Origin of the sequence: Flectobacillus major DSM 103 (assembly GCF_000427405.1) — a bacterium.
GTDB lineage: Bacteria > Bacteroidota > Bacteroidia > Cytophagales > Spirosomataceae > Flectobacillus > Flectobacillus major.
This window is the reverse complement of the sequence record NZ_KE386492.1, coordinates 1-26834: the sequence shown is the minus strand read 5'-3', so window position 1 is coordinate 26834 and position 26834 is coordinate 1. Positions and strand designations below refer to the sequence as shown.

Genomic DNA, 26834 nt, shown 5'->3' with positions numbered 1-26834 from the left:
TTTTCAACAAAGCTACATTGAGCTTTCTAACAAAGAAGTCCCGAGACTTTCGAGAGAACTTTGCAGAAACAAAATTCAAGAAAAATGACAAAGGTTTGGTTTATTACAGGTAGCTCAAAAGGTTTAGGCAAAAGCCTTGCTTTAGAAGCACTAACAAACGGTGATAACGTAGTTGCCACCGCAAGAAATGTTTCACAACTAAATGATTTGGTAGTGCAATTCCCGAATCAAGTATTGGCTCTTCCGCTGGATGTAAGCAACAAGACCCAGATTGACACTGCCGTTGCAGAAGCAGTAAATCATTTTGGTAAAATTGACGTATTGGTCAATAATGCAGGATTTGGTATCACGGGTGCAGCCGAGGCATTCACTGATGAACAAGTTCGTAGTCAGTTAGAAGTAAACTTATACGCTCCTATCGAAATCACTCGTGTTGTTTTACCTATTATGCGTAAACAACGCTCTGGACGCATCCTTCAAATTAGTTCTATTGGTGGGCGTGTTGGCAACCCAGGGCTAACCATGTATCAAGCCGCTAAATTTGGTTTGGCTGGTTTTACCGAAGCACTAAGCAAAGAAGTAGCACCTCTGGGCATCAAAGTAACGTCTATTGAACCGGGTGGTTTTCGTACCGACTGGGCAGGCGCATCCATGAGCTTTGCCGAAGATATAGAGGGTTATGAAAGTACTGTTGGTGGTATGAAAGGATACATTTTATCAGGGAAATATGTACCTGTGGGAGACCCAGCCAAAGCTGCCAAAGTAATGTTTGAACTGGCATCACATCCAGAACCACCTGTGCATTTGGTATTGGGAAGCGAGGCAACGGCTATTTTAAGAAGTGCTGATGAAAACAGAAAAGCTGAGTTTGAAAAATGGCTTGCCGTAAGTAACTCTACCGACCACGACGAAGCGGAAAATATCTTTGAAACAGAAGAAGGTAAAAAGTTTTTGAGCAGTAAAGGAATTATTGAAAAAGCATAATTTCTTGTATTACCATTAACGGGCGAGTTGATTCGCTCGTTAATGGTAAACTCAAAGCTTGTGAAAATTGTATTGATACTGTAAACAGACAAATTTGAGCCTGATATGAAAGCGGAAAACGAAAATCAAAAACGTGCGAGTATTACCTATTCTTGCTATTACAAACAAAGCAGAGAAGGTGAGCAGTTTGTGGCTGACCATGTATTAAATTATCAAATTACAGGTACTTCTTTTCTTAGCGACGGAAATAGCCAGTATGAATCGGAGGAAGGAACTTTTCGTTTTATCAGACGCAATCAACTCCTAAAATTCAGCAAACATCCTCCTGCTGATGGCGAGTACCAATCCTTGAGTATTTTCTTTACGCAAGAAACTTTAAAAAGTTTTAGTTTAGCCTACGAAGTACTCTCTGAACAAAAGCCACACGAGCAGTTTATATTTAGCTTACAAACCAATTCGCTACTCGAAAGCTATGTCAATTCTTTACTGACCTATCGCCAAAGTACCATTTTGGGAAATGCCCAAATGGTTGATATAAAACTACATGAAGGAATTTTGCTACTATTACAAACCAATCCAGCCTTAAAGGATATTTTATTTGATTTTAATGACCCACACAAAATTGATTTGGAGTCATTCATGAATAAAAACTATCATTTCAATGTTCACTTAGAACGTTTTGCCTATCTTACTGGTAGAAGTCTGGCGACTTTTAAAAGAGATTTTGAGAAAGTATTTGGTGTTTCTCCAAGGCATTGGTTACAACAAAAACGCCTAAAAGAAGCCTATTATCTTATCCATGAAAAGGGGAAAATAGCCTCAGACATTTACCTCGATTTAGGCTTTGAAGACTTATCCCATTTCTCTTTTGCCTTTAAAAAAGCGTATGGAGTTGCTCCCACTAAACTAATATCCATTCAAGACAAGAGCCTTCATTCTCCAAACTAATAATAGAGTAGGAAATGAAGGCTAAAGCAAAGTATCACTACGCAATTGATTCAATCGCAGGAAAATCCACAGGAATTTTCGTATTCGCAAATACATAATTGGTAAATGCTCTTAAAGTAATTAACCCAATAAGCTTGATAAGGGCTTTTTCGTCGTAACCCACCTCAAAAAATTGTACTAAGGCTTCTTCGCTGGCATTTCCTTTGTTATTGACAATAGGTGTAATCCGAAAAAGCTCCATTTCCGTCAGAATTTATTATCTTGTAGTCTCATTACTTATCTCTTTTTACAACAGCCATGGACAAACTGACCCATTACAAAAGCGTTTCAGAATTGCACGAAAAAAGTGGTTATCCGCCTCCTGCCAATCCTTTAATTAGTCTAATGACTTGTAAAGAACTGATGAGTTATTCATTAGGCGAATCAAGATTTACGGGGGATTTTTATATGATTGCCTTGAAAAAAATTAAATCAGGCTACGTTTTGTATGGCAAAACCAAGTACGACCACGAGAATGGCTCAATGGTTTTTATGAAACCGAGGCAAATCATAGAAGTGAGCAATGTACAATTTGCCGAAAAAGGCTTTGTAATTTTTGTGCATGAAGATTACTTAACGGGTCATAACCTGCACAGTCTTATCAAAAAGTATGGCTATTTTGAATACGAAATCAATGAAGCCTTGCATATTTCGCCTGCCGAAGAAAAGATTATGTGGGAGCTTTATGATAAAATCAGAACTGAATACGACCAAAATCAGGATGAATTTAGTCAGGAAATTATCCTTTCGCACATTGATGCAATGTTGAAGTACTCAGATAGATTTTATAAAAGACAATTTATCGACCGCAGTAACAACGTTTCGGGAACTACCGTAAAGAAATTTCAAGAAGTACTGACGCATTATTTTGAAAAAGGTATTCAAAAAACAAAAGGATTACCAACCGTCAATTATTTAGCTGGCGAATTATCGCTTTCAACCCGCTACTTGAGCGATGTGCTAAAACAAGAAACAGGCAAAGCAGCTTTGGATCATGTACATCTATACCTTGTTACAGAAGCCAAAAATCAACTATTAGGCACAGGCGATAATATTTCGGAAATAGCTTATCAATTAGGTTTTGAAAGTCCTTCTTATTTTACCCGATTATTCAAAAAAGTAGTGGGTGTTACTCCTATGCAGTACAAAGAACAATTTGTAGCTTAGTAAAATATATCATCTATGTCCACCTCACAACATAGTTTTGTTTCTACAACCAAAATCTGCGAGGCTCTAAAACCTTGTAGATTTTGGCAAAAAAAATACATTCGGCATTTGTACGCCAACCATTTATAGCTTCTCCTGATTCGTGATTTTACAAAAAGCCACACCACAAATTATCCTTTCTTTGAAAAATTGACAAAATACATTTTGTTATTGTACTATTTTGCCAATCATTTATAATAAATTTCGACTTATTTGTTCTCTAAGAAGTTGATAGACGAACAGAGTATTTCCTTTTATTATCCAAAATATCTGATTATTGAATAAAAATTATGAAAAAAATTACTGTTTTTGTAGGGTTTGTAGTGGCATTATGTGTACTTATTCAGTGTAATACCCAAACCAGTACAGCCACCTATACCCCACCAAAACCTAGTGGGCTTTCTGGGGAAGAATTAGCCAAACAGCATTGCGGTAGTTGTCATCAATACCCAACCCCCGATTTGGCCGAGCAACGTATCTGGGAGAAAAGTATTTTACCAAAAATGGCTTTAAGACTTGGAATGGCCGATAAAATGACCTATTTCACCTCGCTCGAATACGAAGATATGATGATGCTGAGTGTTGCCAATATTTTTCCTGACAACCCTGTAATGGCAACCGAAGATTGGCAAAAAATCATTGATTTCTACGTAAAAAATGCTCCCGAAAAACCTATCCCTCAGGGTAAGAAAGTGCGTCCAACTGTTGGTTTGGCCAATTTTGAAGCACATTCGATTTATACTACGGGCGAAATCCCTTTGGTAACAATGGTAAAGTTTCGTCCTGAACAAAAATCACTTTATGTGGCTTACCGAGGACATAATCATGTCGATATCTTTGATAACCACTTATCCAAAACAGATAGCTTTCCTACCCAAAGCCCCGTATCGGATATGGTTTTTCTACCAAATAAATCCTTGCTTGCTCTAAACATGGGTATTATGGACCCCAACGAGCAAAGACGAGGCACATTGATAAAACGAGATTTCCTAAAAAAGGAAACAATACTGATGGATACCCTTCGACGACCCGTAGAAATAACCCTTGCCGACCTCAATCAAGATGGCAAGCAGGATGCGGTAATCTGTCAGTTTGGTAATGAAATAGGCAAACTAGCATGGTACGAAAACAATTTTAAAACCGAACATGTTTTGAAATATGCCCCAGGAGCAAGAAATGCCATTGTACAAGATATTAATGGCGACAATCTGCCCGATATTACGGTACTCATGACCCAAGCCCGTGAAAGTGTTATTCTGTTTATCAATAAAGGTAATGGCCGTTTTGAGGAAAAACCTGTACTGTTTTTCTCTCCAATTTATGGTTCTAGTCATATCCAATTAGTCGATTTTGATAAAGACGGTTTTCAAGATATTCTTTATACTAATGGCGACAATGCCGACCTTTCTATGTCGCTAAAGCGTTTTCATGGGGTGCATATTTTCTTGAACGATGGTAAGCAGCATTTTACCGAAAAGTATTTTTACCCGATGTTTGGTGCATCAAAAGCAATGGCTGCCGATTTTGACCTAGATGGCGATTTGGATATTGCGGCTATTTCGTTTTTTACCGATGCCCAACAAATGCCCAATGAAGGATTTCTGTACTTTGAAAACCTAGGTAATTGGCAATTTAAACCTTCGACCCTAAAAGAAACGGCAAAGGGGAAGTGGATGGTAATGGACGTAGCCGACACCGACCAAGACGGCGATGCCGATATAGTGCTGGGGTCGTTTATGCTAAAAGAAAGAAATGTGACCGACAATAAGCAAAAAGCTAGAAAAGTAAGCGTACTTGTCCTTGAAAATAAAACTAAATAAACCGATTTATCATGAAAATATATTCTTTTAAAAGTCTTACTCGTATCATAGGCTTCTGTTGTTGTACCATTTGGGGATATGCTCAAAACAACCCTATTATTACATCTTTGCCCGAAGGTACTCGCTTATTAGGCAATATTGCCTATGCCAACGATACCCTCAAAAAGCATCAGTTAGACATCTACCTACCCCAAAATGCCCCTAAAAATATACCTTTGGTTGTATGGGTGCATGGTGGTGCATGGATGCTCAACGACAAATATGCCGATATGGGGTATATGAAAAACACCTTGAATACGATACTAAGCAATGGCTTTGCCTTGGCTTCTATCGACTATCGGCATAGTACTACTGCTCCATTTCCTGGGCTGTTACAAGACTGTTATCAGGCATTAGAATTTTTGAGCCGACATGCTTCCGAATATGGGTTTGATAAAAATAATATTGCCCTAATGGGTTTTTCGGCAGGAGGGCATTTGGCAAGTATATTGGCTTTGTCCAATAACAACCATGTTGCCGATTTTTATCCCAACAACAAGCCTACCACTTTTAGCATAAAGGCAGTAGTGGATTTTTATGGCCCTGCCGACTTACAGGCTATGCCTAGCAGCCTAGATATCAACAGCGTAGCCACCGACCCCATAACGCTTTTGTTAGGAACACCACCTTTACAAAGGCCAGACTTGGCCAAAAAGGCAAGCCCCGTAACTTATATCGACAAAAATGACCCTCCGTTTTTAATCATACATGGCGAAAAGGACGAATCTGTACCACAAGCCCAGTCAATACTACTAAGCTCGTGGTTGAGTCTTGCTGGTATTCCCAACGAAGTGATTATTGTAAAAAATGCACCACATTATGGCGTTATGTTCGACGAAGCTTCGATTAGGGAAAAAATTAAACTATTTTTGACGAAACATTTAAAATGAGTAGCAATAAACCGTAACCTATTACTTGCCGCTCCATAAAAACCTATCCATGAATAAAATATTAGCCATAGACGATGATATTGCCGTTCAAACCTCACTTTCTTTGATGCTTCGGCAAGAAGGCTTTCAGGTAAAAACCTGTTCTTCGCCTGTATTAGCCATGGACATTATCGAAGCCTACAAACCTGATTTAATTATTCTTGACCTCAATTTTTCGATAGAAACATCGGGGGAAGAAGGAATGAAGGCTCTTAAGATGATTCGTGGGGCTTTTCCAGATATGGCTATTATTTTACTAACTGGCTGGGGTACAATCAATTTGGCAGTAGAAGGCATGAAGCTAGGAGCCAGAGATTTTGTCACAAAACCTTGGCAAAACGACTATATCGTTCAGTCAATAAATACGATTTTGAACCTATCTCAACAGAAAGTTCAGTCGCCCAACCGCCGAAAACTTGACCAACAATATCAGTTTGAGCATATCGTGGGCGATGACCCCCAACTTCTGGAAATACTAGAAACCATTGGCCGTGTAGCCACTACCGATGCTCCTGTACTAATAACAGGTGAAAGTGGCACAGGAAAAGAACTTATTGCAGAAGCTATTCATCAAAATAGCAAACGCCGAAACCGCCCGTTTGTCAAGGTAAATTTAGGCGGAGTATCGGCTACATTGTTTGAAAGTGAATTATTTGGACATACACGCGGGGCATTTACCGATGCTAAGTCTGACCGAGTGGGGCGTTTTGAACTTGCGAATAAAGGCACGATTTTTTTGGATGAAATTGGCGATTTGGATTTGTCGAGCCAAGTAAAATTATTACGAGTATTACAAGACCGAACCTTTGAGCCACTCGGCAGTAGTAAAAGCAAAACCGTAGATGTTCGGGTGATTTGTGCTACCAATCGAAATTTGGAGGAAATGGTAGCACAAAATACTTTTCGAGAGGATTTATATTATCGAATCAATTTGATAACCGTCAAACTGCCCGCCTTGCGTGAGCGGCCAGACGATATTGCGGCTTTGGCCTTGTATTTTGTCAATAATCTCAAAACAATTTATGAACGTCCTCATCTCAAAATTCACCCCAAGGCAATTGCTTGGCTAAAAGGACTGCCTTTGCCCGGTAATATTCGCCAGTTAAAAAATTTGGTTGAGAAAACCATATTGTTAAGCCCCAACGATGAATTAGAAATTGCTGATTTTCAAAAAAATATCTCGGTCAATACCCAACAAGTTAGTAAAAACAGCTTGCCCGAAGTAGGAACAATGACTTTGGATGAAATGGAACTACTCATGATTCAACGAGCCATGGCATTTCATCAAAACAAAATCTCAAAAGTAGCACGGGCATTGGGTATTACTCGTTTTGCCTTATACCGTAGGCTCGAAAAGTTTGATATTCCTTTTAGCGAATAGCCCCCATTTCTGTATGAAAACTCCTGATATTTTTCGCTCTGTGTCGCTCAAAACAAAATATATTCTATTTGTTAGTATTATTCACGGAGTCATTATTTTTTTGACATTTAGGCTACTAAGGGAGAATAAATTGTACTTTATTCTGTCTGAGCTGTTTATATTAATTTCTTTGGGAATTTCTATTAAACTTTACCAAGATTTTATTCAGCCCTTGAAGTTTCTATTGATGGGAGCTGAAGCCATTAAAGACCAAGATTTTGCCATAAAATTCAGACCCATAGGGCGGTACGAAATGGACGAGCTTATCAATGTGTACAATAGCATGATTGAGCGTCTTAGGGCAGAACGCCTTCAAGTTGAAGAACAACATTTTTTTCTGGAAAAACTTATTCAAGCATCGCCAATTGCTATTATTATTTTAGATTTTGATGACAATTTGCTCAAAACCAATCCCAAAGCCCAAGACCTTTTGGATTTACCCGAACAGTTTGCGGCTATGCCTTTGGCCCAAATCAACCATCCTATTATTCCTCATTTGTTGTTGCTTGAGAACGGAACCGCCAAAACTGTTCAGCCCAATGGCTTGGCAACATTCAAGCTCCAACGTTCTTTTTTTATGGACAAAGGGTTTGCCAGACCATTCATTATGATAGAAGAGCTAACAGCAGAAATATTAGAGACCGAAAAAAAAGCTTATGGAAAAGTAATTAGAATGATGGCTCATGAGGTTAACAATTCGATAGGGGCAGTCAATTCAATTTTGGAAGTAACCAAAAAATACATCAATAACGACGACCTACTAAACGCCCTACAAGTAGCCAGCGAGCGAAACCACCGCCTTAACTATTTTATGAGGCGTTTTGCCGATATTGTACGTTTGCCTTTGCCTCATAAAGAAAACAAGAATATTGCAGATGTAGTAAAAAACGCTGTATCTTTCATGAAATTACAGGCCGAAAGTAAGGGTATTAGTATGCAAATGGACGGTGAAAAAGAAGTAATGCTTTTGGCCGATATAGGGCAAATGGAACAAGTATTGGTGAATATTCTGAAAAATGCTATTGAAGCCTGCGAAGCAGAAAACCAGATTTTAATACACATTGACTCTTCAAAATTAGTGATTAAAAACAACGGAAAACCTATTCCTGCCGACATAGAACATCGTTTATTTACACCTTTTTTTAGTAATAAACCCGATGGGCAAGGCATTGGCTTGATGCTGATTCGAGAAATATTGAACAATCATGGTTTTGATTTTTCGCTCCAAACTCATGCCGATAATTGGACGGTTTTTGAAATATCACTGGTAAATCATTTAGCAAATCACACAAAGTTTTACCCCGTAAACCAACAGTATAGTTCTTGATAAAACCTTGTGTAATAGGCATATCCTATATTAAAACCATTAGAAATTTTGTTTTTTCTTATTGGCTGAAGTCAATACAAAATAAGTTTTTGTTATTTTATGATAGCAACCTTATGACTAATGCTATTTTGGTTATATCACACCATAAGAAAAATTGATATGTTCAATAGCTTTATTCATCAAACTTTGGCTGGCTGGCTGGCTTAAATTTATATAAATATGGAGCTTTGTTGGCAGCACCCGTATAAAGCTTTTCGATTCTTTCAAGAATATCCATATTCAATATCTTGCGTTGAAAGTTATTCCTACGAAGCGATACATCCAGAATGGTTTCGTATAAGCTCTGGAGTTCGGGCATAGTAAAGGTTTCGGGCAAAAGATTAAAACCTACCAGTTTGCGGTCTAGGTTGAGCCTTAAAGTAGCCAAAGCTTTCTCAATAATATCCTTGTGGTCGAAAGCCAAACAAGGCAATTGCTTCAATTCAAACCAAGCATATTTTTCTGTTAGGTCGTCAACAGTAGGATTCACTTTTGAAAAATCAACCAAAGCATAATATCCTATCGAAACAAAACGCTTAGAAATCCACGATTTTTTGTAAGCTTCGTACTGGTCGATACCAAGTAAATTGCCAAGGGTATTTTCTTTTGAACGATTCTCCTGACCAAAAGTATAGAATTGTTCCAAGTAAATATTTTCTAGCCCTGTCCTTTCTTTCAAAATTCTAAAAGCAGCTTGGTCAATCCCTTCGCTCATACCAACAAATCCTCCAGGCAATACCCACGTATCAATATTTTTTATCTTCAATAACAAAACTTTCAACTCATTATTGTGAAAACCAAAAACAACACAGTCTATCGAAAGGTGTGGTATATAATTTTGCTTATTCTCCAAAAAATCAATAAGGTCTTCTTGTTTTTCCATAAAGTCAGTCTCTTTTAGGGCAAAAATACATAAAAATTTGCTAGCTATGATAAAATCCATTATTATTGTCCCATAATAAGACAATAATAAAAATATACCTTTTAATTTTTTAATAAATCCAAGTAAACAACTCTTCAGCTTACAATTATCCCCATGAACAAAATTTATAAAACCCTGATAAAAAGCACCTTTGCTTTTTTGATGACACTAATAGGATGTCTTTGGCATTCTAGTATGATATTTGGCCAAGCTAACCCAGCACGTGTTTTGGTTTTTAGCAAAACCGCAGCCTTTCGCCACGCCTCTATTGAAGTAGGGAAAGTAGCTTTTCAAAAAATGGCGAAAGAAAAAGGTTTTGCTGTTGACTTGAGCGAAGATGCTTCCGTATTTTCAACCGAAAACCTCAAGAAATACCGTGCAGTAGTATTTTTGAGTACTACTGGCGATGTGCTAAATTCTACTCAACAAGCTGAATTTGAACGATATATTCAGGCAGGAGGTGGATATTTAGGGATTCACGCCGCTACTGATACCGAATACGAATGGCCTTGGTATGGTCGTTTGGCTGGTGCATATTTCCTCGACCACCCAATGGTACCTAGCAATGTACAAAAAGGGAAATTTTTTGTGACTATGAAAAACTGGGCAACCAAAAATATGCCTGATACTTTTGAGCGTTCGGATGAATTCTATAGTTTTAAAGACATCAATCCCAACATCAATGTTGTATTAAAAATTGATGAAAAAACCTACCAAGGAGGTAAAAATGGTGATAATCATCCTATTAGCTGGTATCATGAATTTGATGGTGGCCGTTCGTTTTATACCGCAATGGGACATACCGACGAAACCTTCTCCGAGCCACTTTTTCTTGACCATATTTGGGCAGGTTTGCAATACGTAATGGGAGGCGATGCACCCAAACCATTAGATTATTCTAAGGCTCGTCCTGAAGAAAATCGCTTTACAAAAGTGATATTGGAAGAAAAATTGAATGAACCAATGGAATTGAGTGTTTTGAACGACGGCCGTATTTTGTTTATCGAACGTCATGGAGCAGTTCGTTTGTACAACACCAAAACCAAACAACTCAAAACCATTGCTAATATTCCTGTAAGTACCAAATATACCGACAAAGACGGAAAAGTAACCGAAGCAGAAGATGGATTATTAGGCTTGAACAAAGACCCTAATTTTGCCCAAAACCACTGGATTTATTTGTATTATTCTGACCCAAATGCTTCTCAAAATATTTTAACTCGTTATGAACTGCGTGGCGATGAGCTAGTAATGGATTCTAAAAAAGTATTGTTAGAAATTCCTACTCAGCGTGAACAATGCTGCCATACAGGCGGCTCGATTGCATGGGACAAAATGGGCAATTTGTATCTATCGACTGGCGATAATACCAATCCACATGGGTCTAATGGCTACAGCCCAAGCGACGAACGCCCTGACCGTGCTCCTTGGGATGCTCAAAAATCATCGGCCAACACCAACGATTTACGTGGTAAAATCATCAGAATTAAGCCTACTGCCAATGGCTCTTATACCATTCCTGAAGGTAATTTATTTCCAAAAGGTACACCACAAACCCGTCCCGAAATTTATACAATGGGACACCGCAACCCTTTCCGTATTTCGGTAGATTCTAAAAAAGGTAATTTGTATTGGGGCGAAGTAGGCCCAGATGCCAATAAACCTTCTGCCGACCGTGGCCCAGAAGGACACGACGAGGTTGGGCAAGCCCGTAAAGCAGGTAACTTTGGCTGGCCTCATTTTGTAGGCGACAACAAAGCTTATAATAAATTTGACTTTACGAAAAATATTGCTGGCGAAAAATGGGATGCCAACGCTCCAACCAACAATTCGCCCAACAACACTGGCTTGAAGGTATTGCCTCCTGCACAAAAAGCACTTATCTGGTATCCTTATGCAGCCTCTAAAGAATTTCCATTGGTAGGTAGTGGCGGTAGAAATGCTATGGCTGGGCCTGTATTTTATAGCGATGAATTTAAAAATGCTCCACGTGCTTTTCCAAAATACTATAACGACAAATTATTGATTTATGAATGGATGCGTGGTTGGATTATGGCCGTAACCCTCGACAAAGACGGTAATTATGTATCGATGGAGCAGTTTATGCCAAGCTACAAATTTAGCAATCCTATGGATATGGAATTTGCCGAAAATGGTGATTTATATATGTTAGAATACGGCTCAGGCTGGTTTACAGCCAACGACGACGCTCGTTTAATCAGAATTGAATACAATGGCGGTAACCGTAAACCTGTTGTACAAATGGCTGCTAATCAGATGGGAGGAGCATTGCCATTCAAATTGAGCTTAACCTCAAAAGGTACAAGCGATGCCGATGGCGATGCCTTGACGTATTCTTGGAAAATTTCGTCTAAAAATGGGTTTAACAAAGTAATCAATCAACCCAACGCAGATTTGACATTGACTAAAGCTGGTATTTATAAAGTAACCTTGTCGGTAACAGATGCCAAAGGAGCTGTAAATACACAGTCTATGGAGGTTTCGGCTGGAAACGAACCTCCTGTTTTATCATTCGATATGCCAAAAAGTAATAAAACCTTCTTTTTCCCTAACAAATCGTTTGACTACGAAGTAATGGTCAACGACAAAGAAGATGGTAGCTTGGCCAATGGCAAAATCAAACCCGAACAAGTAGCTGTCAATATTGACTACCTAGCCGAAGGCTTCGACAAAGTGGCTATTGCCCAAGGTCACCGCTCGGCCGATGCCAGTGCTAGCCTAAATACAGGCCGAAAATTAATTGAAGCTAGCGACTGTAAAGCTTGCCACAGCGTAGATAAAAAATCGGTAGGCCCAATGTACCGTGAAGTTGCCCAAAAATACAAAGGCGACGGTACTGCACTCGAAAAACTCACCAAGAAAGTAATTGCTGGTGGTAGTGGTGTTTGGGGAGAAGTAGCCATGGCAGGACACCCTCAACTTTCTACCAACGATGCTTCTGAAATGGTAAAATATATTCTGAGCCTAGCCAACGAAAAAGTAAAAGAAAGTATCCTCCCAACCAAAGGTACATTTACAGCTAAATTACCCGCCAATGACAAAGGGCAAGGCGTTTATATTTTGCGTGCATCGTATCAAGATCAAGGAGCAAACGGAATTCCTTCTTTGGGTTCGGAACAAACCTTTACGCTTCGTAATCCAAAAATAGGGGCACACTCATTCGACAAATTTGAATCTGTGTCTAAAATGTCCTTTGGTGGCAACGAATTGGCTATCCCTGGCAAATCTGGTGCGTATGTAACGTTGAATAAAATTGATTTGACCAATATCAGACAAATAGAATTGTCGGTAATAGCTCCTAAGCCACAAGTAAATGCCCAGGGCGGAAAAATTGAATTTAGATTAGGCTCACCAACAGGTAAACTTATAGGCGAATCGGCCTTTGTAGAACCAAGCGAATCTTTGGGCTTCGCCGGAAAACCTGTAACCATCAATATTCCACCAACCGAAGGAATACACGATGTATATTTAGTTTTCCAGAACCCTAAAGCTGATTCACAAACGTTGATGATACTTATGGGGGCACAATTTAAAACAGAAATTACGGCTTCTGAACCTGTACAAGAAACGGCAGCTCCTAAAAATGATATGACCATTTATACAGGAAAGTATAAAATGACAGGTTTACCTTTTGACTATATTGAGGTAAAAGCACAAGATGGAAAGTTATTAATGAATGCTATGGGACAAGAAGGCGAATTGAAAGCCCTAAACGAACCAGACAAGTTTGATGCCGACGGCAAAGCCACTATCATATTCATTAAAGACGATACGGGCAAAGTAACAAAAGTAAAACTAGAGGCTATGGGCATGGGATTTGATGGAAAAAAAGAGTAATAACTAGCTATTTTCTCAAAAACAGTTTATAGTTAGTCTGGGTTTTGTAGGCTTATTCAAGCTAATACAATAATCAATAAAACCAGTCGTAGGATTAATGAAAGTAAATATTTCTTAGTCGTACGGCTGTTTTTTTTATATAAAACAAATTAGATTATCTCAAAGCATTTAGCTCATTTCTAAGAATTAGGATATGCCCCACAAAAACCCCTGCAGGAATAATAAAGCTTTTGAAGCTAAAGATAAATAGGAAAAAAATTACCGTATAAAATATATTTCTGATTGTCAACTTAGTCATAGCTTCGTCCGACAACCTATAGCGACTAATATGAAACACCTGATATAAAGAATACCCAAATCCAGCCCAGTCAATCATTCTGAAATAATCGTATATGGTAGGAGTAGTTCCTTGTTGGATAAACGATATGATATCGACAAAAATTAATATAATTCCAATAAGAATAATAGCTCTAAGTATATAAGTTCTGGTCATTTTTCTAGGGATATATTTTTAGTTTAGATTGACAAATTAAGAAAAAAGCCAGCAAACGCCAAATTTTGTCCAACAGCACCAATTCTCTTCCCTCAATATGCGATTAAAAGCTGTGTTTTATTAGTCTTAAATACTCGTTTTCTCGAACATACAATGAAAAACCCTTGAAAGGAAAGGATATGTTTTCACCTGTTCACGACTACTCATAATCTAAACGCTTATGTTATTAATAGGCTATTTTTTATTGATGAATAGCAGGGTTTTAATACGCTTTCTGTAGAAAGAATTTACTTATATAAATATACGTTAGTATGGTTTACAAAAAACTATCGGTTGTTCATGTAGCTGTACCACAAAATATCTAAATCACTTCGGCACAAATATAGGGGTTTTATTTTTTCGATGCCTTTGTTCACTATATCAATGGGGATTCGAAATATATACAACCTATTTATTGAAAACTAACGATAACCTTGTATGTTTGATTTTTATAATTATACAATATGAGCCAAATACATACTTTAGAGGATTTATACAAAAGCCGTTTAAACTTTGTACCTGAGAATCTTAAAAATGACATTGGGCATTTTAATGTATTTCGGGTTGAAGATTTTATTGGAAATTCCAGAAAGCCTATTCCTTATAGCCGTAAAGATTATTACAAAATTTCGTTGGTAATTGGTCAAAACCATTATCATTATGCCGATAAAAGCGTGGAAGTACAACAGGCAGGTATTTCATTTGCCAATCCGATGATTCCCTATAAGTTAGAGCGAATTGGCGAACAGCAATCAGGTTATTTTTGTGTATTTACAGAAGCTTTTCTTCAACAAATTCCTAATATCAAAGAATACCCTATTTTTAAATTAGGCTCTTTTCCTATTTATGAGTTAGAAGAAGGCCATATTGCCGAATTTCGCTATATTTTTGAGCAAATGCTTACCGAAATCAATCAAGATTATACTTATAAGTACGATTTGCTACGGGCATTGGTACAGCAACTTATTCATAAAGCAATGCGTTTAAAGCCCAACGAAACGGTTATTGCTTTACAAAATCATTCGGCTAATACCCGTATTACTTCGCTTTTTGTAGAGTTGCTCGAACGCCAATTTCCGATTGAGTCACCTTCGCAAACGATGAAACTCCGAAACCCAGCAGATTTTGCTACGTATCTTTCTGTACATATTAATCACCTTAATAGGGCTTTGAAAACGGTTACAGGAAAAACTACGTCTCAATTAATCGGAGAACGGGTTTTGCAAGAAGCCAAAACTTTGTTGAAGCACACCGACTGGAATATTGCCGAGGTTGGGTTTAGTCTTGGTTTTGACGACCCTTCGCATTTTACTTCCTTTTTTCGGCGGGCTACTCAAACCACCCCCAAGGTGTTTCGGGCTTAGTAATACAATTGTTTGATTTTTTATATTTACTGTTTCTTGTGGGCTATATATTACTCTATGATAGTACCGACCTTTGCCACGTATTCAATTTTGTGTTTATATAAAAAATCAACAACTATGAAGTATAATTATGTAGGCGAAACAGGTTTGCTAGTTTCGGAACTTTGTTTGGGTACAATGACTTTTGGTGGTCAAAATGCTGGAATGTGGGACAATATTGGTAAACTACAACAGCAAGAAGTAAACGAGCTGATTAAAGTGGCTACTGAGGCTGGAATCAATTTTATTGATACTGCAAATGTCTATTCTTATGGTCAATCTGAACAGTTATTGGGACAGGCCTTAAAAGATTTGTCTATTCCTCGTGACCAAGTAGTGATTGCAACTAAGGTTTTGGGCAGAATGGACGAATATCCCAATAGCACTGGCTTATCGAGGTATCATATTTTTAATTCGGTAGAGGCAAGTTTGAAGCGTCTACAAATGGACTATATCGATATTTTGTATGTACATGGCGTTGACCCAAAAACATCTGTCGAGCAAATAGTACGTACTCTCAACGACATCGTCAATACAGGAAAAGTGCGTTATATCGCTATTTGTAACTGGCCTGCTTGGATGGTAGCCGAGGCTCAGACAATTGCCAAATACAATGGTTTGCACCGATTTATTGGCTTACAATATTATTATTCGGCTGTAAGCCGCGATATTGAACACGAGCTTGTACCAATGGCAGCACATCATCAGTTAGCTATTTTTCCTTGGAGTCCATTAGCGGGTGGTTTTTTGAGTGGAAAATATACACGTGAACAATCCGCGGCTGGTTCGAGAAGAGAAAATTTTGATTTTCCTCCTATCAACAAAGAAAAAGGTTACGACTTGGTCGATGTTTTGGGAAATATTGCTACAGCCCATAATGCTACTATAGCACAGATTGCTTTGGCTTGGGTAAGGCAACAAAACGGTATTACAAGTACTATTATCGGAGCCAAAACGGTAAGGCAACTCGCTGATAATCTTCGTTCTATCGAAATTCAGTTATCGTCTGAAGACTTAACAAAAATCGATGCGGTAAGTCCGTTATCTATGCTATATCCTGGCTGGATGGTAAACCGACAAAGTAGTTACAGAAACTAGATTACCTACCCTGAAATATAGCAATTGTATATGATAAATAAGTAGTGTACGAAAGTTCGATAATTTTATATATTTGATTTCGGGATTATTTGCCTTATTCTTCTCTTGTAAATGAAGCATAAAGTCATTTTAATTATATTCCAAAGTCTGATATAATATATTTCATTTCGTACACTTCACCATGATGAATTAGCTATTAGAAGAAGAATCCGAGCTTTACGGTTACGATTTTATCCTCTTCCGACATAGCGTAAGTACCCGAAATTACCGCCATTTGGAATGGAGCTAGCCAAATTCCCCCACCATAGCCATGATGCCACTTGTCTGATTTTTCGTTGGGATTCCATACACGACCTACATCGTTGAATGCCAAAACACCTAAGTTGGCTGGAAATAAATAACTTTTTAGAGTAAGAAGTTTTACCCGCACTTCGGTATTATTATAAAACGAACTTTTGCCTGAAAAGCGAGTGCGGCGAAAGCCCCTTAAATTGCTAAGACCTCCTAAACTATTGGCCTGATAAAATTCATAATCGGCAAGATTGATCCCCCCACCAAACCGCGTACCAAACGATACAGTTGCAGGGAGCTTGAAGGTATGATAAAAAGCAATATCCGATTTCAGATTAAAATATTCGTCTTTGTAATTGTTACTAATACCATGCTGATATGTACCCGAAATATCCCAACGTAACCCTCTTGTTGGAATAACAGGATTGTTGCGGGTATCTATAGTAAGTCCTGTTTTTATGCCTAGATAGTCTTTTTCTGCATAAAGCTCTGAGCCTGCAGGAGCAAAATCATTGATAAAACGATTGGTATTTTCAGAAACATCAAAACCTGTAAATACTACACCATAATACAAGGTAAGTTTATTAAAATGATTTTTAAGAATAGCCGAGTTTTCGTAATTACTCAACTTGGTTCGGTAATACCGAATGCCCTTTTCTTTTAAGTAAACTGATTCGTTGCTCAAGCCAAAAAAGTTATCGGTAATGCCTTCTTGCTGTAAGGTAATCTTCAGTTCTAGGTCGGCCTTTCCGATCAAGTCAACAAAATTTCCTACATAGAATAGATTGAAAGCTTTGGTAGAAAAAGCATAATTACCCGATAAATTGTGTTGTGTTTTGTAAGGGGTTTTTCTAAAGCCTTGCTTGGTTAACTGTACACCACCACCAATAAAAATACCGTCATCGGGGTTATAAGCAAACGAGCCAAGCGGAGCTATTCGGTCATACACAAAAGCAAATCGGTCTAGGTCATTTATACGCTTATCGCTATCACTTGTTTTATCGGCGGTTTCTTCGCTTCCCTGAATCAGTGTATTTTTAGTTTTGTCGTAAATCAAAGTTTTTTTAGCTCCTCGTGCTACTTTTGAGCTATCAACAAAAGCATCTTTCCCTTTTCCGCCAATAAGTCGTACTCTAATTCCTTTTTCGGCCTGTCCTTTTACGCTAAATTTATCGTCGCCATCGAGCCCCCAAATACGTATTTCTTTGGTTATAGTTGGTTGAAAAATACGATGATACGTTTGCTTCCCTTTTTCGTCTTTTTTGTTTTTGTCAAAAATAGAAACTTCTGTTTGGCCATCTTCCTGACGAATAACCTCAATAAACTCGTCTTTGTCTGATGCCACAATATCTACCTCTTTGGCCAAAAACTGATAATAAGCCTGAGCATACTGAACCATATCTTTTTTGCGTTGCTTCAGCTTATTGATAATTTCGGTTGCATGTGGGTCATTCTGAGGCAGTTTGGCAATAGCCGAATCTATGGTTGCCTCTGTCATATTTTGTTGAAAAGCTTTTGCTTCATCGAGCCAATCCTGTTCGCTAAGTTCGGTCAAAAAAGCTCGGTCAACGTATCGAGCATTGTAGTTGAAGGTATTGATGTCTCGAATCTGATAATCAAATCCTTGAATTTTAGGTAAAATCCATTTGCGTGATATAATACGAGGAAGCAACCCTTGGCTAACAAAATAGGCTTGGTCACGGTCACGAGGAATAGGCTGATAAAGGGTATTTTTGCCGTTGTCATAAGCAGCCCAACGCCATTGGTCTTCGTGTCTGTCCCAGTCACCAATAAACATATCTAATAGCCTTGCCCGTAAAGTAGCTTTCTGGTCTACTTTATTTTTGTTGTCTTCTTCTAATTTATCAAATAATTTTAGTGTCGAAAGGGTCTTTTTTGCTCCTGCAAAACCTTCTTCGGGTCTTTCCTCAAACAATGCCAATTGGCCTGCAAAAAGTCGTTGGTATTTGCCCAAAGTTGTATCGTTCGGAATTGTCACAAGTCTTGGATTGGTATGCAATACGCCTGCTGCATCGGCCAAAGTAGGTACTGTAAGTGCCGCAAATGGGTGAGACGCCGATATTTGGTCACCCACAATTTCGACCGTAAACTTGCTTCTAATAGACTCTGGCACAGCACTTTCTGGGTATTTCTCTACCGAACGAGTCACGTATTGCCCTCCATCTTTGGCTTGGTATCTGAGCGACAGCGTTTGTTGCCCACCACCACGCTGAATAATTTTTAAGCCTCCTTTTTCATGCTGAAAATCAAGAATAGGAGTTACGATAGGCTTGGTCCAAATATCTCGATAATTACTACCCAATAACCATGTTTTAAAGGTATTAGCTTTAAAATGAGGATTAGGAATATTCGCTTTTTTGTCGTTGATAAGTAAATTGGGAGCTTGAAAAGCAGTAGTTTTTAAATGTATTTCTTTTTGGAAAAGGACTTCATTTTTTCCTGAAATAAAACTTAATAAAAGTGTACCATCTTCTAAATATTCTAACTGAGCAAAGCCTTTGGTTTCGGCTGCAAACTCAGAATCTTTTCCTTTTTTTACAGGAGTATGCTTTGACCCCGACCCAGACGTAATATAATTGATAGAGTCTCGTACAATGAGCTGTAAATTATGCTCGTGTCCATTGGCATAAATCACATTGGAATACTGTTTGAAAATACTGGTTAACCCATTGCTCATTTCTTTATAAACGGGATTGGGAATATCCTGAATATTACCAATCATTGAGCGAAATAGTGGATAAATAGAACCTATTACGGGCAACGGAATATTTATTCCTAATTCATGCAAAGGCAACAGATGGTCTTTTACCGTAAAATACCCCCCATGCGAGCCATGCGAATACATAGGATGATGCCCAAGCACTATTACTTTTTTGTCTTGATTACGGAAAATAATATCATCGACAGTGGTTAGCATACCTGCCAGACTTTTTACCTCACAGTCCGAATTGTCTTCGGGTTTTTTCCAAGGGTGCAAATACCATTGGGTATCTAAAAGAACAAGTGTTAAATCGTTGGAAACATGAATCTCTTGAGGAGTTGGACATCCGCCTTTAGGATAAAAAACATCGTTGCGTTGAAGATAATCGGTTACAAATTTTTCTTGGTTTTTGATATATTCCCAACCATTTTTTCCACCTTGTTGCCAATCGTGGTTACCAGGAATCACAAAACCTTGTCCTGAAGAATTTTTGATAATATCAAGTTGTGCTGCAAAGCGTGCTTCGGCTTGTTTTCTATTGGGGTGGTCTTCCGAGACCATTCCGATAGGGTATATATTATCGCCTAAAAAAATAACACTACTATTTTTCCCCGCAAGATTGATACGTTGCTGGAGTGTCGAGAGGACAGCGTCGCTACCATTGAGTAGAGGCTCGCCAGCATCGCCAATCAGAAAAATAGTATGTTGTACCTTTTTACTTTGTGCCAAAAAAGTAAAAGGCAAAAAAATCGAAAAAATGATAAGTATAGTTTGCTTCATAATGGTATGTTTTGCAAAAGATATACTGCTGAATCAATACATAGGCTAAAGGTAATAGCTTACTGTTGTATCATTTTGAGTACACTAAGGGCGAAATAGTGATTGGTACTCAATAAAATAGTCTGAATAATATTGGATAAGAAACAACCCAAGCTGTCAAAATAGATTGCCTAACGTTGGGTTGTTTTTTGTCCAAAATCATATTGTTTCTGTTAGCAATAGCTAATTATTGGCCTGCTAATAGGAAAAAGCTAATCGAGGAAACTAGCGTATTTTTAAAACAACCTCAAAAATCCTTTTATCTTAATAATTGAATAGAGATTCAGGGGTTTCTCAACTATTTTATGAATCCAACTTAAAATAAGTCTCTAATTATCAATCAATTACTTTACTTTCGTTATTTAATACGTTTACGCATCTATCAAAATCCAATAGTAAGGCTTCCGCCAACGGTACGGCCGTCGTACACAGGAATAACGGTTACATTGGTAGGTACTTTTTTCATGAGTTTTTGCTTAATCCAAGGATATACTACGTAGGTAGCCTTGGCCGATAAAATACCAATACCCGCACCAATCAGCACATCCGAAAGCCAATGGCGATTATTGAGCATTCTAAAAGTACCCGTTGTGGTAGCTACAGTATAGCCTCCAATAGTATACCAAACGCTTTTATCGCCATACTCTTCGGCAAGTACGGTTGCTCCAAAAAAGGCATTAGCAGTATGCCCCGACGGAAAAGAATCATTGGTAGAGTCGTCGGGACGTTGAATTTTTGTAATCTTTTTAAGTCCAAAAACAGTTCCAAGCATAATTGCACTTCCGAGCAATATAATACCACCTTTATCTACAAACGAATGTTTTCCATGAACGCCAATAATATCTAAACCCATTACAGCTGCCTGAGGTGTTACCTGCAAGTAATCGTCGGCATTGGTACGAAAACTACTTAAATATTTGGTATGCCATTCTTTTTGTTCGGCTTTGGTGCTGTTATTAATAAACACCATACCTGTAGCAATTAGTACGGCTGGGGCAATGAGTTCTTTTGTTTTTTGTTTTCTATAGGTAGAGTCTCTTTCCTGCGAAAAAAGACAAGTACTGCTCAACAGAAAACCTACTATTACTAAAAGGCAAATGATGGTGTTTTTTGACATAAACGATATACAATAGTGATGAACAGGATTATTTTATATTTTGAAGTACTGCCGCTACACCAAAAGCAACCACAGATATTACAAAACCATACATGAAAATATTATAAGCAATACGCAACATTTTGTATTTCTTGCCCAGTACTTTGCCCAAAAAGTATATGTCACGGGTCATCGACGAGTACAAAAATTCTGAATCGTTCATCATTTCTTTCATTCCTGCCTGATAATCTTCTAGTTCCATTTCATGGAAGTTACCAAAAAATAATAGATTGGCACTTCGGTTGGCAATGTCTTCTTTTGAAAATTTACCTTTAGTAACATTAGGAATCGTAGCTAGTACAGCAAAAACAGTAGCCAGCATGCACACTACTGTAATCATAATAGTAGGAATAACCAAATAAATATTCTCTTCCAATTTTCTAATCAATATACTGATTATCAATGAAATAATAATGGTATTCACCGAAATCATGATATTAGCCTTGTTGTCGGCCATAGCCGATAGCTGAAAGTGATTGGACGAAGTAGTACGAAACATCGTTTCGATACCACGGTCGGGGCGTTTGGTCTTATTTTCTTTTGATAAAAGAACAGTATCTAAGTTGGCTAAATTGTCTTCTCTCTTGGCTTTCTTGATTTCCTTGAGTTCAACAAGTCGGTCTTCTATTTTATGAAGATTAATTTGCTTTTTAGGTTCTAATACCCTTTTGCCATACGAAGTAAAATACCGATGATTTTGTAATAATTGTAGGGTACTTTTTAGCCATTCACGTTCGCTACATTCTATTTTGGTCAGCGAAATTTCTTTTCTTAGTTCTTCCGAAATACTCAAAAAATTATCGGCGGCCATGTGCGACAAATCAGCATCGCAGATAATCATTTGTTTTTCGTTGTGGGGTGTTTGTGGCATACGAGTGGCCTCAATATATTCCACAACTTTCTCGATTCGTTTTTCTGGGAAATTAAGCTTTGTCAAAAAATCCCTCGCCATATTGGCACTATGGGTTTCGTGGTCGGTGGTGCTTTCGGCATAGCCAATGTCGTGCATCCATGCCGCAATAAGCAGATTTTCTAAAGTTTTTTCTTTTACGCCCACTTCTTGGGCAATCGTAAGAGTCGATTCTACAACATGAGCCGTATGTTGTGCATTATGATAGCAAAATTGAGCAGGCAAATTTTCTAAAATAGATTCAGAATATTGCTTTACGGCTTCAAGTAGTTCGGTTTGCATATTGCTTCGCTATTGAGTTTTTGAATATAAACGTGTACCAATGGCAGCTAATAGCCCTAGGCTACTGATTTTCAACGGTACATTTGTGTGATAGCTATCTGTTAAAGAGTTTTTCTTAGGTAGAAAGTTCCAAATGGAATAAGAGACAGCAAAAAAGCTAGTATTGCATTTTTTATGGACATTCCTGCTTTGAGTATCATAAGCAATATTATACCTACAAACGCTACAAAAAGAAAGCCATGAATAGAACCCGCAATGCGTACTAATTCGGGTTTTTGTAGAAGATATTTGGCAGGCATAGCTACAAATAGTAACAAGAGGTAACTATATCCTTCGGTTTTTCCTATTAATAAATAGTACTTTGTTAGTTTTTGTACTAATGTATGTGATTCTGACATAAACAATTAAGGTAAATAATATGGAAAATAAATGACTATTTGTCTCAGAAAAGCGTCCAGTTATTTGGCAAAATAAAATAGCAACTTTATTATATACCTTATCGACAACTCGCTCTTTATCAAATAATTATATTTAATTATTTCTATTTTTCATTTAGTTTATCAAACACTATATCAACTTTACGTTACCGTAAGAAAATTATTTTCTTAACTCAAGGGTAAGGTTTTTGGGGACAGCCTAAATATTAAACGACTGATTTTATGTTTGTATTTTAACAAGATAATAAGTTTTGTTGATATTCTATGTCAATTTTGCATTGGAAAAACAGCATTTATTATCCTAAATTGTTTTTGGGGTATTTATTTGGCAAAATATACAACAAACGTCGTGCCTTTGTCTACCTCGCTTTGTACTTCGATTTTGCCCCCAAGAGCTCTGATTTGCGAGCTTACAATATATAGCCCCAACCCCTTGCTTTCTGGGTAATCATGGAATCGCTGGTACAAGCCAAAAATCTTGCTATGATGGCGTTTTAGGTCTATACCAATACCATTATCCATAAAATACAATTCGATATATTCGGGGGTATCTTTGGTGAAAATATTGAGTTCAAGCGAGCGTTTAGGCGAACGGTATTTGATGGCATTGGTCAGCAAATTGAGCAAGATACTTTCCAAATAGGTACTGTCAAAACTAACCGTATTGATAGCCGTAAAATCGGTTTTCAACAACGCACTGGCCTCGTTGATTTGGTACTGAATAGAGGTTTTTACTTTTTCAAATTCTGTTTCAAACTGTAAAGTTTTTCGTTCCAAATTTACTTTGTTTTTGATAACAAGTACATTGAGTAGGTCGTTTACGGTTTGGTTGAGTTGTAAAGTAGATTCTTTGAATTTTTCAATAAGGAATAACGTCATTTCGTCTTGAATGACACTTGGCTCTATTAAATCCAAAATTCCCAACAAATTAGACAACGGAGCTCGCAAGTTGTGCGACGTAATAAAAGTAAACTGCTTTAAATCAGTATTGCTATCGGTAAGTTCTTTAATAAGAATTTCTTTTTCTGCTTCCCCTTTTTTGCGGGCGGTAATATCTCTAAAAATCGAAATCCAGTGAGTAAACACTCCCGTTTTGTCAGGTACTGGAATTACCGATAGGTTTGTCCAAAACTCTTCGCCTGTTTTTTTATAAATAATAACTTCTGCTTCAGCGGGAGTCCAAGTAGCCATAGCCTCGTTGATTTTTTCGAGTTCGGCTATGTTGGTATTTGCACCTCTGAGTAGTTGAGTAGGGTTTTCGATTATTTCGGTTGCGTTATAGCCTGTTAGCTGCAAGAAGGATTTATTGAAATAAACCACTTTTTGTCCGTTCTGTTTGGACAAAATAGGCTCAGTAATTACAATGGCATCGTTGCTGTTGGTAATTACCGATTCTAGTAATCTTAATTGAAGTTCTTCTTCTTTTTGCTTGGTAATATCACGCCCCGAGGCAAATACCAACTTTTCGTCGGGCAGGAATGTAACCGACCACGAAACCCATTTGGTATCACCATTTTGGGCAATAAACCTATTTTCCATAAAGGAAACCGCCTGTTTTTCGGCAAGTCCCTTAACTACTCTGTGGGTTTCTTCTTTGTCTTCGGGATGCACGTAGTCGAGCAGGAGGCTTCCATTAATGGTGTTTTCTTGGTAGCCCAAAATCCTCGAAAAGGAGTTATTGACCCTTACAAAATAGCCGTCGAGAGTGGCAATTCCCAGCAAATCGCTACTGAGCATAAAGAAATGATTGAGCTGCTCGTCGGCGTTACGTTTTTCTATTTCAGAACCAAGCTGCTTACAGACGCTTTCTAAAAAATTGATAATTTTTATATCAGGGTTGCCCGTTTGTCGGCTAAATAGCAAAATCCATCCAATTATTTTTTCATTATACATAATTGGTACAGATACAGCGGCTTTAATATCAAGATTTTTGGCTTGAGCTTTTCGGATAAAATATGGTTCTATCTGAACGTTATTTGACCAAAAGGCAAATTTTTGTTTTTCAACAATTTGGTAAATTGATTCCTTGAATGGAATATTTTGTTCAATAATACTCATCGCCATTGCTGTTAGTTCGGGAAACGACGAAGAGGAATCAAAGGTTTGTAAGCGAATATGTTCTTGGTGATAATCAGACAACCAAATTTCGCCGTATTCCCAGCCCGCAAAATCACGAATACATTTGAGGCTTTCGTTGAGGCCAATGGTTAGCGACGACGCATTTCTGAACGACTCAATTGCCTGCACTACCACTTGTTTTTCTTTTTGATTTCTAACTTTTTCGGTTACATCATTGATAAGCGTTTGCATAGCCTGCTTACCGCCAAAATCAATCGGATAGGCTGTTATTTCGACAATAATTTTTTCTCGATTTTTCTTTTGATGCACAACAAAAACCTCCTTTGTACCTGCAATTTGCTGTGTAATAAGCTCTTGTGTAAAAAAAATGGCAGCATCTTCTTCTGGCCGAACGTCTGAAAGGGTAATAGACAAAAATTCTTCACGGGTATATCCGTAGTGTTTAATAGCCGCAGGATTGACTTCTAAAAAAGCCAGTGTTTCGGCATCATAAATCCACATGGGATTAGGGTTGTTGAAGAAAATTTGTCGGTAATTATGTTCGGAAATACGTAAAAGCTCTTCTGAGGTTTTGCGTTCCGAAATATCCATCATAGTACCAATCATTCTAGCGGGTTGACCATCGGCACCAAAGATAGTTGAACCACGGTCGTGTACATAAAAATATTCACCATTGCCATTTTGGAAGCGGTATTCGCTTTCCCAGAATTTGGTTTCGGCTTTTTCTAAATGCTGATTAATCCGCTGATTTAATTCCAAATAATCGTCGGGGTGAACACGCAACCCCCAAAAGTCAAAATTGCTAGTAAATTCGTGTTCGTCGTAGCCGTGTTGTTGCAAAAAAGCATCGCCTGAACGAACAACCTCGCGGGTAATCAAGTTGATGTCCCAAACCATCCCAATTGTAGCATTCGACACAAGGGTATACCGTTCGTTACTTTGCTTAATTTTTTCGAGATTTTTTTTACGTTCAATACTATAACGAATCGTTTTTGATAGCAATTTGGCATCTAGTTCACCTTTAATCAAGTAATCCTGTGCACCATTTATGATGGCTTGTGTGGTGGTTTGGGTTTCTTCCATACCCGAAAGTACCACAATCGGGATATGAGCTATTATATGGTTTAGGTCAATTAATGACTGAATTCCAACGCTATCAGGCAACGACAAATCTAGGAATACCAAGTCGAAATCCTGTTGAGCTAATATTTTTTTAGCCTCAGCAACAGAAATAACATTTTGGACATCCTTTACATCTAATCCTGTATCATGCAAATACTCTTCAAATAAAATATAATCTCCTAGGTTATCTTCAACAACAAGGATTTTTAGTTGTGGTGCTATATGAATCATCTATTTGGTTGTGTTGAAATCAAAAAAGTTTGCCTTTTTAGATTTATATATGTACTTCTACTTAGCTATTATATGACTGACGGTGAGAATAGTATAAAATTATTGAAGGAAAAGGCGAAAAACCAGAAAGCCTGAGCAAATACCCTGAAACTGATGAAGATACGATATTGTGTTCATCAGTTTCAGTACAATTAATCATATCAAATATCTAGCCAATTCGT

18 protein-coding genes are annotated in these 26834 nt (G+C 37.8%); 10 read left to right on the top strand and 8 right to left on the bottom strand.

All coding sequences use genetic code 11. From position 1 onward, the window contains the following. The first annotated feature begins 84 nt into the window (after window positions 1-84). Together FLEMA_RS0165955 and FLEMA_RS0165950 are read left to right on the top strand one after the other, a co-directional pair. Window positions 85-984, top strand: a complete 900-nt coding sequence (locus FLEMA_RS0165955) for an oxidoreductase (RefSeq protein WP_026998069.1) — start codon at window positions 85-87, stop codon at window positions 982-984. A 105-nt stretch (window positions 985-1089) separates the two neighbouring features. Continuing rightward, window positions 1090-1932 (top strand): helix-turn-helix domain-containing protein, encoded by an 843-nt coding sequence (locus FLEMA_RS0165950; protein WP_044175582.1) that lies wholly within the window; start codon window positions 1090-1092, stop codon window positions 1930-1932. A gap of 37 nt (window positions 1933-1969) precedes the next feature. On the opposite strand, the gene FLEMA_RS0165945 is transcribed toward FLEMA_RS0165950, so the two are convergent. Beyond that, window positions 1970-2173 (bottom strand): carboxymuconolactone decarboxylase family protein, encoded by a 204-nt coding sequence (locus FLEMA_RS0165945; protein ID WP_026998067.1) that lies wholly within the window; start codon window positions 2171-2173, stop codon window positions 1970-1972. A 56-nt stretch (window positions 2174-2229) separates the two neighbouring features. On the opposite strand from FLEMA_RS0165945, the gene FLEMA_RS0165940 reads away from it, so the two are divergent. The 5 genes from FLEMA_RS0165940 to FLEMA_RS75705 all read left to right on the top strand — a co-directional run bounded on the left by FLEMA_RS0165940 (window position 2230) and on the right by FLEMA_RS75705 (window position 8712). Beyond that, window positions 2230-3138, top strand: a complete 909-nt coding sequence (locus FLEMA_RS0165940; RefSeq protein WP_081681442.1) for a helix-turn-helix domain-containing protein — start codon at window positions 2230-2232, stop codon at window positions 3136-3138. A 329-nt stretch (window positions 3139-3467) separates the two neighbouring features. Next, window positions 3468-4997 (top strand): FG-GAP repeat domain-containing protein, encoded by a 1530-nt coding sequence (locus FLEMA_RS0165935; protein WP_026998065.1) that lies wholly within the window; start codon window positions 3468-3470, stop codon window positions 4995-4997. Between the two features lie 11 nt (window positions 4998-5008). Further along, on the top strand, window positions 5009-5926 hold the full coding sequence (locus tag FLEMA_RS0165930; protein WP_081681441.1) for an alpha/beta hydrolase: 918 nt from the start codon (window positions 5009-5011) through the stop codon (window positions 5924-5926). Between the two features lie 49 nt (window positions 5927-5975). Then, complete coding sequence (locus tag FLEMA_RS0165925; protein ID WP_044175580.1) at window positions 5976-7346, top strand: sigma-54-dependent transcriptional regulator; 1371 nt, start codon at window positions 5976-5978, stop codon at window positions 7344-7346. A gap of 13 nt (window positions 7347-7359) precedes the next feature. Further along, window positions 7360-8712 carry a sensor histidine kinase gene (locus FLEMA_RS75705; protein ID WP_218918581.1) on the top strand — a complete coding sequence of 451 codons (1353 nt, stop codon included), beginning with the start codon at window positions 7360-7362 and terminating at the stop codon, window positions 8710-8712. Between the two features lie 172 nt (window positions 8713-8884). Here the strand turns inward: FLEMA_RS75705 and FLEMA_RS0165915 are convergent, their stop codons facing one another. Then, window positions 8885-9634, bottom strand: coding sequence for an NUDIX hydrolase (locus FLEMA_RS0165915; protein WP_026998062.1), 750 nt, complete (start codon window positions 9632-9634; stop codon window positions 8885-8887). A 153-nt stretch (window positions 9635-9787) separates the two neighbouring features. Between FLEMA_RS0165915 and FLEMA_RS75700 the strand changes: the two genes are divergently transcribed. Continuing rightward, the gene (locus tag FLEMA_RS75700) at window positions 9788-13531 is read left to right on the top strand and encodes a ThuA domain-containing protein (RefSeq protein ID WP_044175579.1); all 3744 of its coding nucleotides are present in this window, start codon (window positions 9788-9790) and stop codon (window positions 13529-13531) included. Between the two features lie 154 nt (window positions 13532-13685). Here the strand turns inward: FLEMA_RS75700 and FLEMA_RS0165905 are convergent, their stop codons facing one another. Next, window positions 13686-14024, bottom strand: a complete 339-nt coding sequence (locus FLEMA_RS0165905) for a hypothetical protein (RefSeq protein ID WP_026998061.1) — start codon at window positions 14022-14024, stop codon at window positions 13686-13688. Window positions 14025-14527: 503 nt separating this feature from the next. On the opposite strand from FLEMA_RS0165905, the gene FLEMA_RS0165900 reads away from it, so the two are divergent. Then, on the top strand, window positions 14528-15427 hold the full coding sequence (locus FLEMA_RS0165900) for a helix-turn-helix domain-containing protein (protein WP_026998060.1): 900 nt from the start codon (window positions 14528-14530) through the stop codon (window positions 15425-15427). A gap of 117 nt (window positions 15428-15544) precedes the next feature. After that, window positions 15545-16564: an aldo/keto reductase gene (locus tag FLEMA_RS0165895; RefSeq protein ID WP_026998059.1), complete on the top strand. Its 1020-nt coding sequence runs from the start codon at window positions 15545-15547 to the stop codon at window positions 16562-16564. A 196-nt stretch (window positions 16565-16760) separates the two neighbouring features. Here FLEMA_RS0165895 and FLEMA_RS0165890 read toward each other — a convergent pair whose 3' ends face one another. From FLEMA_RS0165890 to FLEMA_RS76455, 5 genes are all read right to left on the bottom strand, one after another. Further along, window positions 16761-20357, bottom strand: a complete 3597-nt coding sequence (locus FLEMA_RS0165890; RefSeq protein ID WP_052354447.1) for a BamA/TamA family outer membrane protein — start codon at window positions 20355-20357, stop codon at window positions 16761-16763. A 421-nt stretch (window positions 20358-20778) separates the two neighbouring features. Further along, window positions 20779-21513 (bottom strand): phosphatase PAP2 family protein, encoded by a 735-nt coding sequence (locus tag FLEMA_RS0165885; RefSeq protein ID WP_026998057.1) that lies wholly within the window; start codon window positions 21511-21513, stop codon window positions 20779-20781. A 28-nt stretch (window positions 21514-21541) separates the two neighbouring features. After that, on the bottom strand, window positions 21542-22744 hold the full coding sequence (locus FLEMA_RS0165880) for a Pycsar system effector family protein (RefSeq protein ID WP_026998056.1): 1203 nt from the start codon (window positions 22742-22744) through the stop codon (window positions 21542-21544). Between the two features lie 101 nt (window positions 22745-22845). Beyond that, window positions 22846-23142, bottom strand: coding sequence for a DUF3817 domain-containing protein (locus FLEMA_RS0165875; RefSeq protein WP_081681439.1), 297 nt, complete (start codon window positions 23140-23142; stop codon window positions 22846-22848). 360 nt (window positions 23143-23502) lie between these two features. After that, on the bottom strand, window positions 23503-26613 hold the full coding sequence (locus tag FLEMA_RS76455) for a PAS domain S-box protein (protein ID WP_052354439.1): 3111 nt from the start codon (window positions 26611-26613) through the stop codon (window positions 23503-23505). Window positions 26614-26834: the final 221 nt, after the last annotated feature.

What these genes read in the sequence shown, in the direction of transcription:
- FLEMA_RS0165930 (WP_081681441.1), top strand. Translation starts at nt 5,009, where the DNA reads ATGAAAATATATTCTTTTAAAAGTCTTACTCGTATCATAGGCTTCTGT.
- FLEMA_RS0165875 (WP_081681439.1), bottom strand. Translation starts at nt 23,142, where the DNA reads ATGTCAGAATCACATACATTAGTACAAAAACTAACAAAGTACTATTTA.
- FLEMA_RS0165925 (WP_044175580.1), top strand. Translation starts at nt 5,976, where the DNA reads ATGAATAAAATATTAGCCATAGACGATGATATTGCCGTTCAAACCTCA.
- FLEMA_RS0165945 (WP_026998067.1), bottom strand. Translation starts at nt 2,173, where the DNA reads ATGGAGCTTTTTCGGATTACACCTATTGTCAATAACAAAGGAAATGCC.
- FLEMA_RS0165890 (WP_052354447.1), bottom strand. Translation starts at nt 20,357, where the DNA reads ATGAAGCAAACTATACTTATCATTTTTTCGATTTTTTTGCCTTTTACT.
- FLEMA_RS76455 (WP_052354439.1), bottom strand. Translation starts at nt 26,613, where the DNA reads ATGATTCATATAGCACCACAACTAAAAATCCTTGTTGTTGAAGATAAC.
- FLEMA_RS0165895 (WP_026998059.1), top strand. Translation starts at nt 15,545, where the DNA reads ATGAAGTATAATTATGTAGGCGAAACAGGTTTGCTAGTTTCGGAACTT.
- FLEMA_RS75705 (WP_218918581.1), top strand. Translation starts at nt 7,360, where the DNA reads ATGAAAACTCCTGATATTTTTCGCTCTGTGTCGCTCAAAACAAAATAT.
- FLEMA_RS0165935 (WP_026998065.1), top strand. Translation starts at nt 3,468, where the DNA reads ATGAAAAAAATTACTGTTTTTGTAGGGTTTGTAGTGGCATTATGTGTA.
- FLEMA_RS0165915 (WP_026998062.1), bottom strand. Translation starts at nt 9,634, where the DNA reads ATGGAAAAACAAGAAGACCTTATTGATTTTTTGGAGAATAAGCAAAAT.
- FLEMA_RS0165880 (WP_026998056.1), bottom strand. Translation starts at nt 22,744, where the DNA reads ATGCAAACCGAACTACTTGAAGCCGTAAAGCAATATTCTGAATCTATT.
- FLEMA_RS0165900 (WP_026998060.1), top strand. Translation starts at nt 14,528, where the DNA reads ATGAGCCAAATACATACTTTAGAGGATTTATACAAAAGCCGTTTAAAC.
- FLEMA_RS0165905 (WP_026998061.1), bottom strand. Translation starts at nt 14,024, where the DNA reads ATGACCAGAACTTATATACTTAGAGCTATTATTCTTATTGGAATTATA.
- FLEMA_RS0165955 (WP_026998069.1), top strand. Translation starts at nt 85, where the DNA reads ATGACAAAGGTTTGGTTTATTACAGGTAGCTCAAAAGGTTTAGGCAAA.
- FLEMA_RS75700 (WP_044175579.1), top strand. Translation starts at nt 9,788, where the DNA reads ATGAACAAAATTTATAAAACCCTGATAAAAAGCACCTTTGCTTTTTTG.
- FLEMA_RS0165940 (WP_081681442.1), top strand. Translation starts at nt 2,230, where the DNA reads ATGGACAAACTGACCCATTACAAAAGCGTTTCAGAATTGCACGAAAAA.
- FLEMA_RS0165885 (WP_026998057.1), bottom strand. Translation starts at nt 21,513, where the DNA reads ATGTCAAAAAACACCATCATTTGCCTTTTAGTAATAGTAGGTTTTCTG.
- FLEMA_RS0165950 (WP_044175582.1), top strand. Translation starts at nt 1,090, where the DNA reads ATGAAAGCGGAAAACGAAAATCAAAAACGTGCGAGTATTACCTATTCT.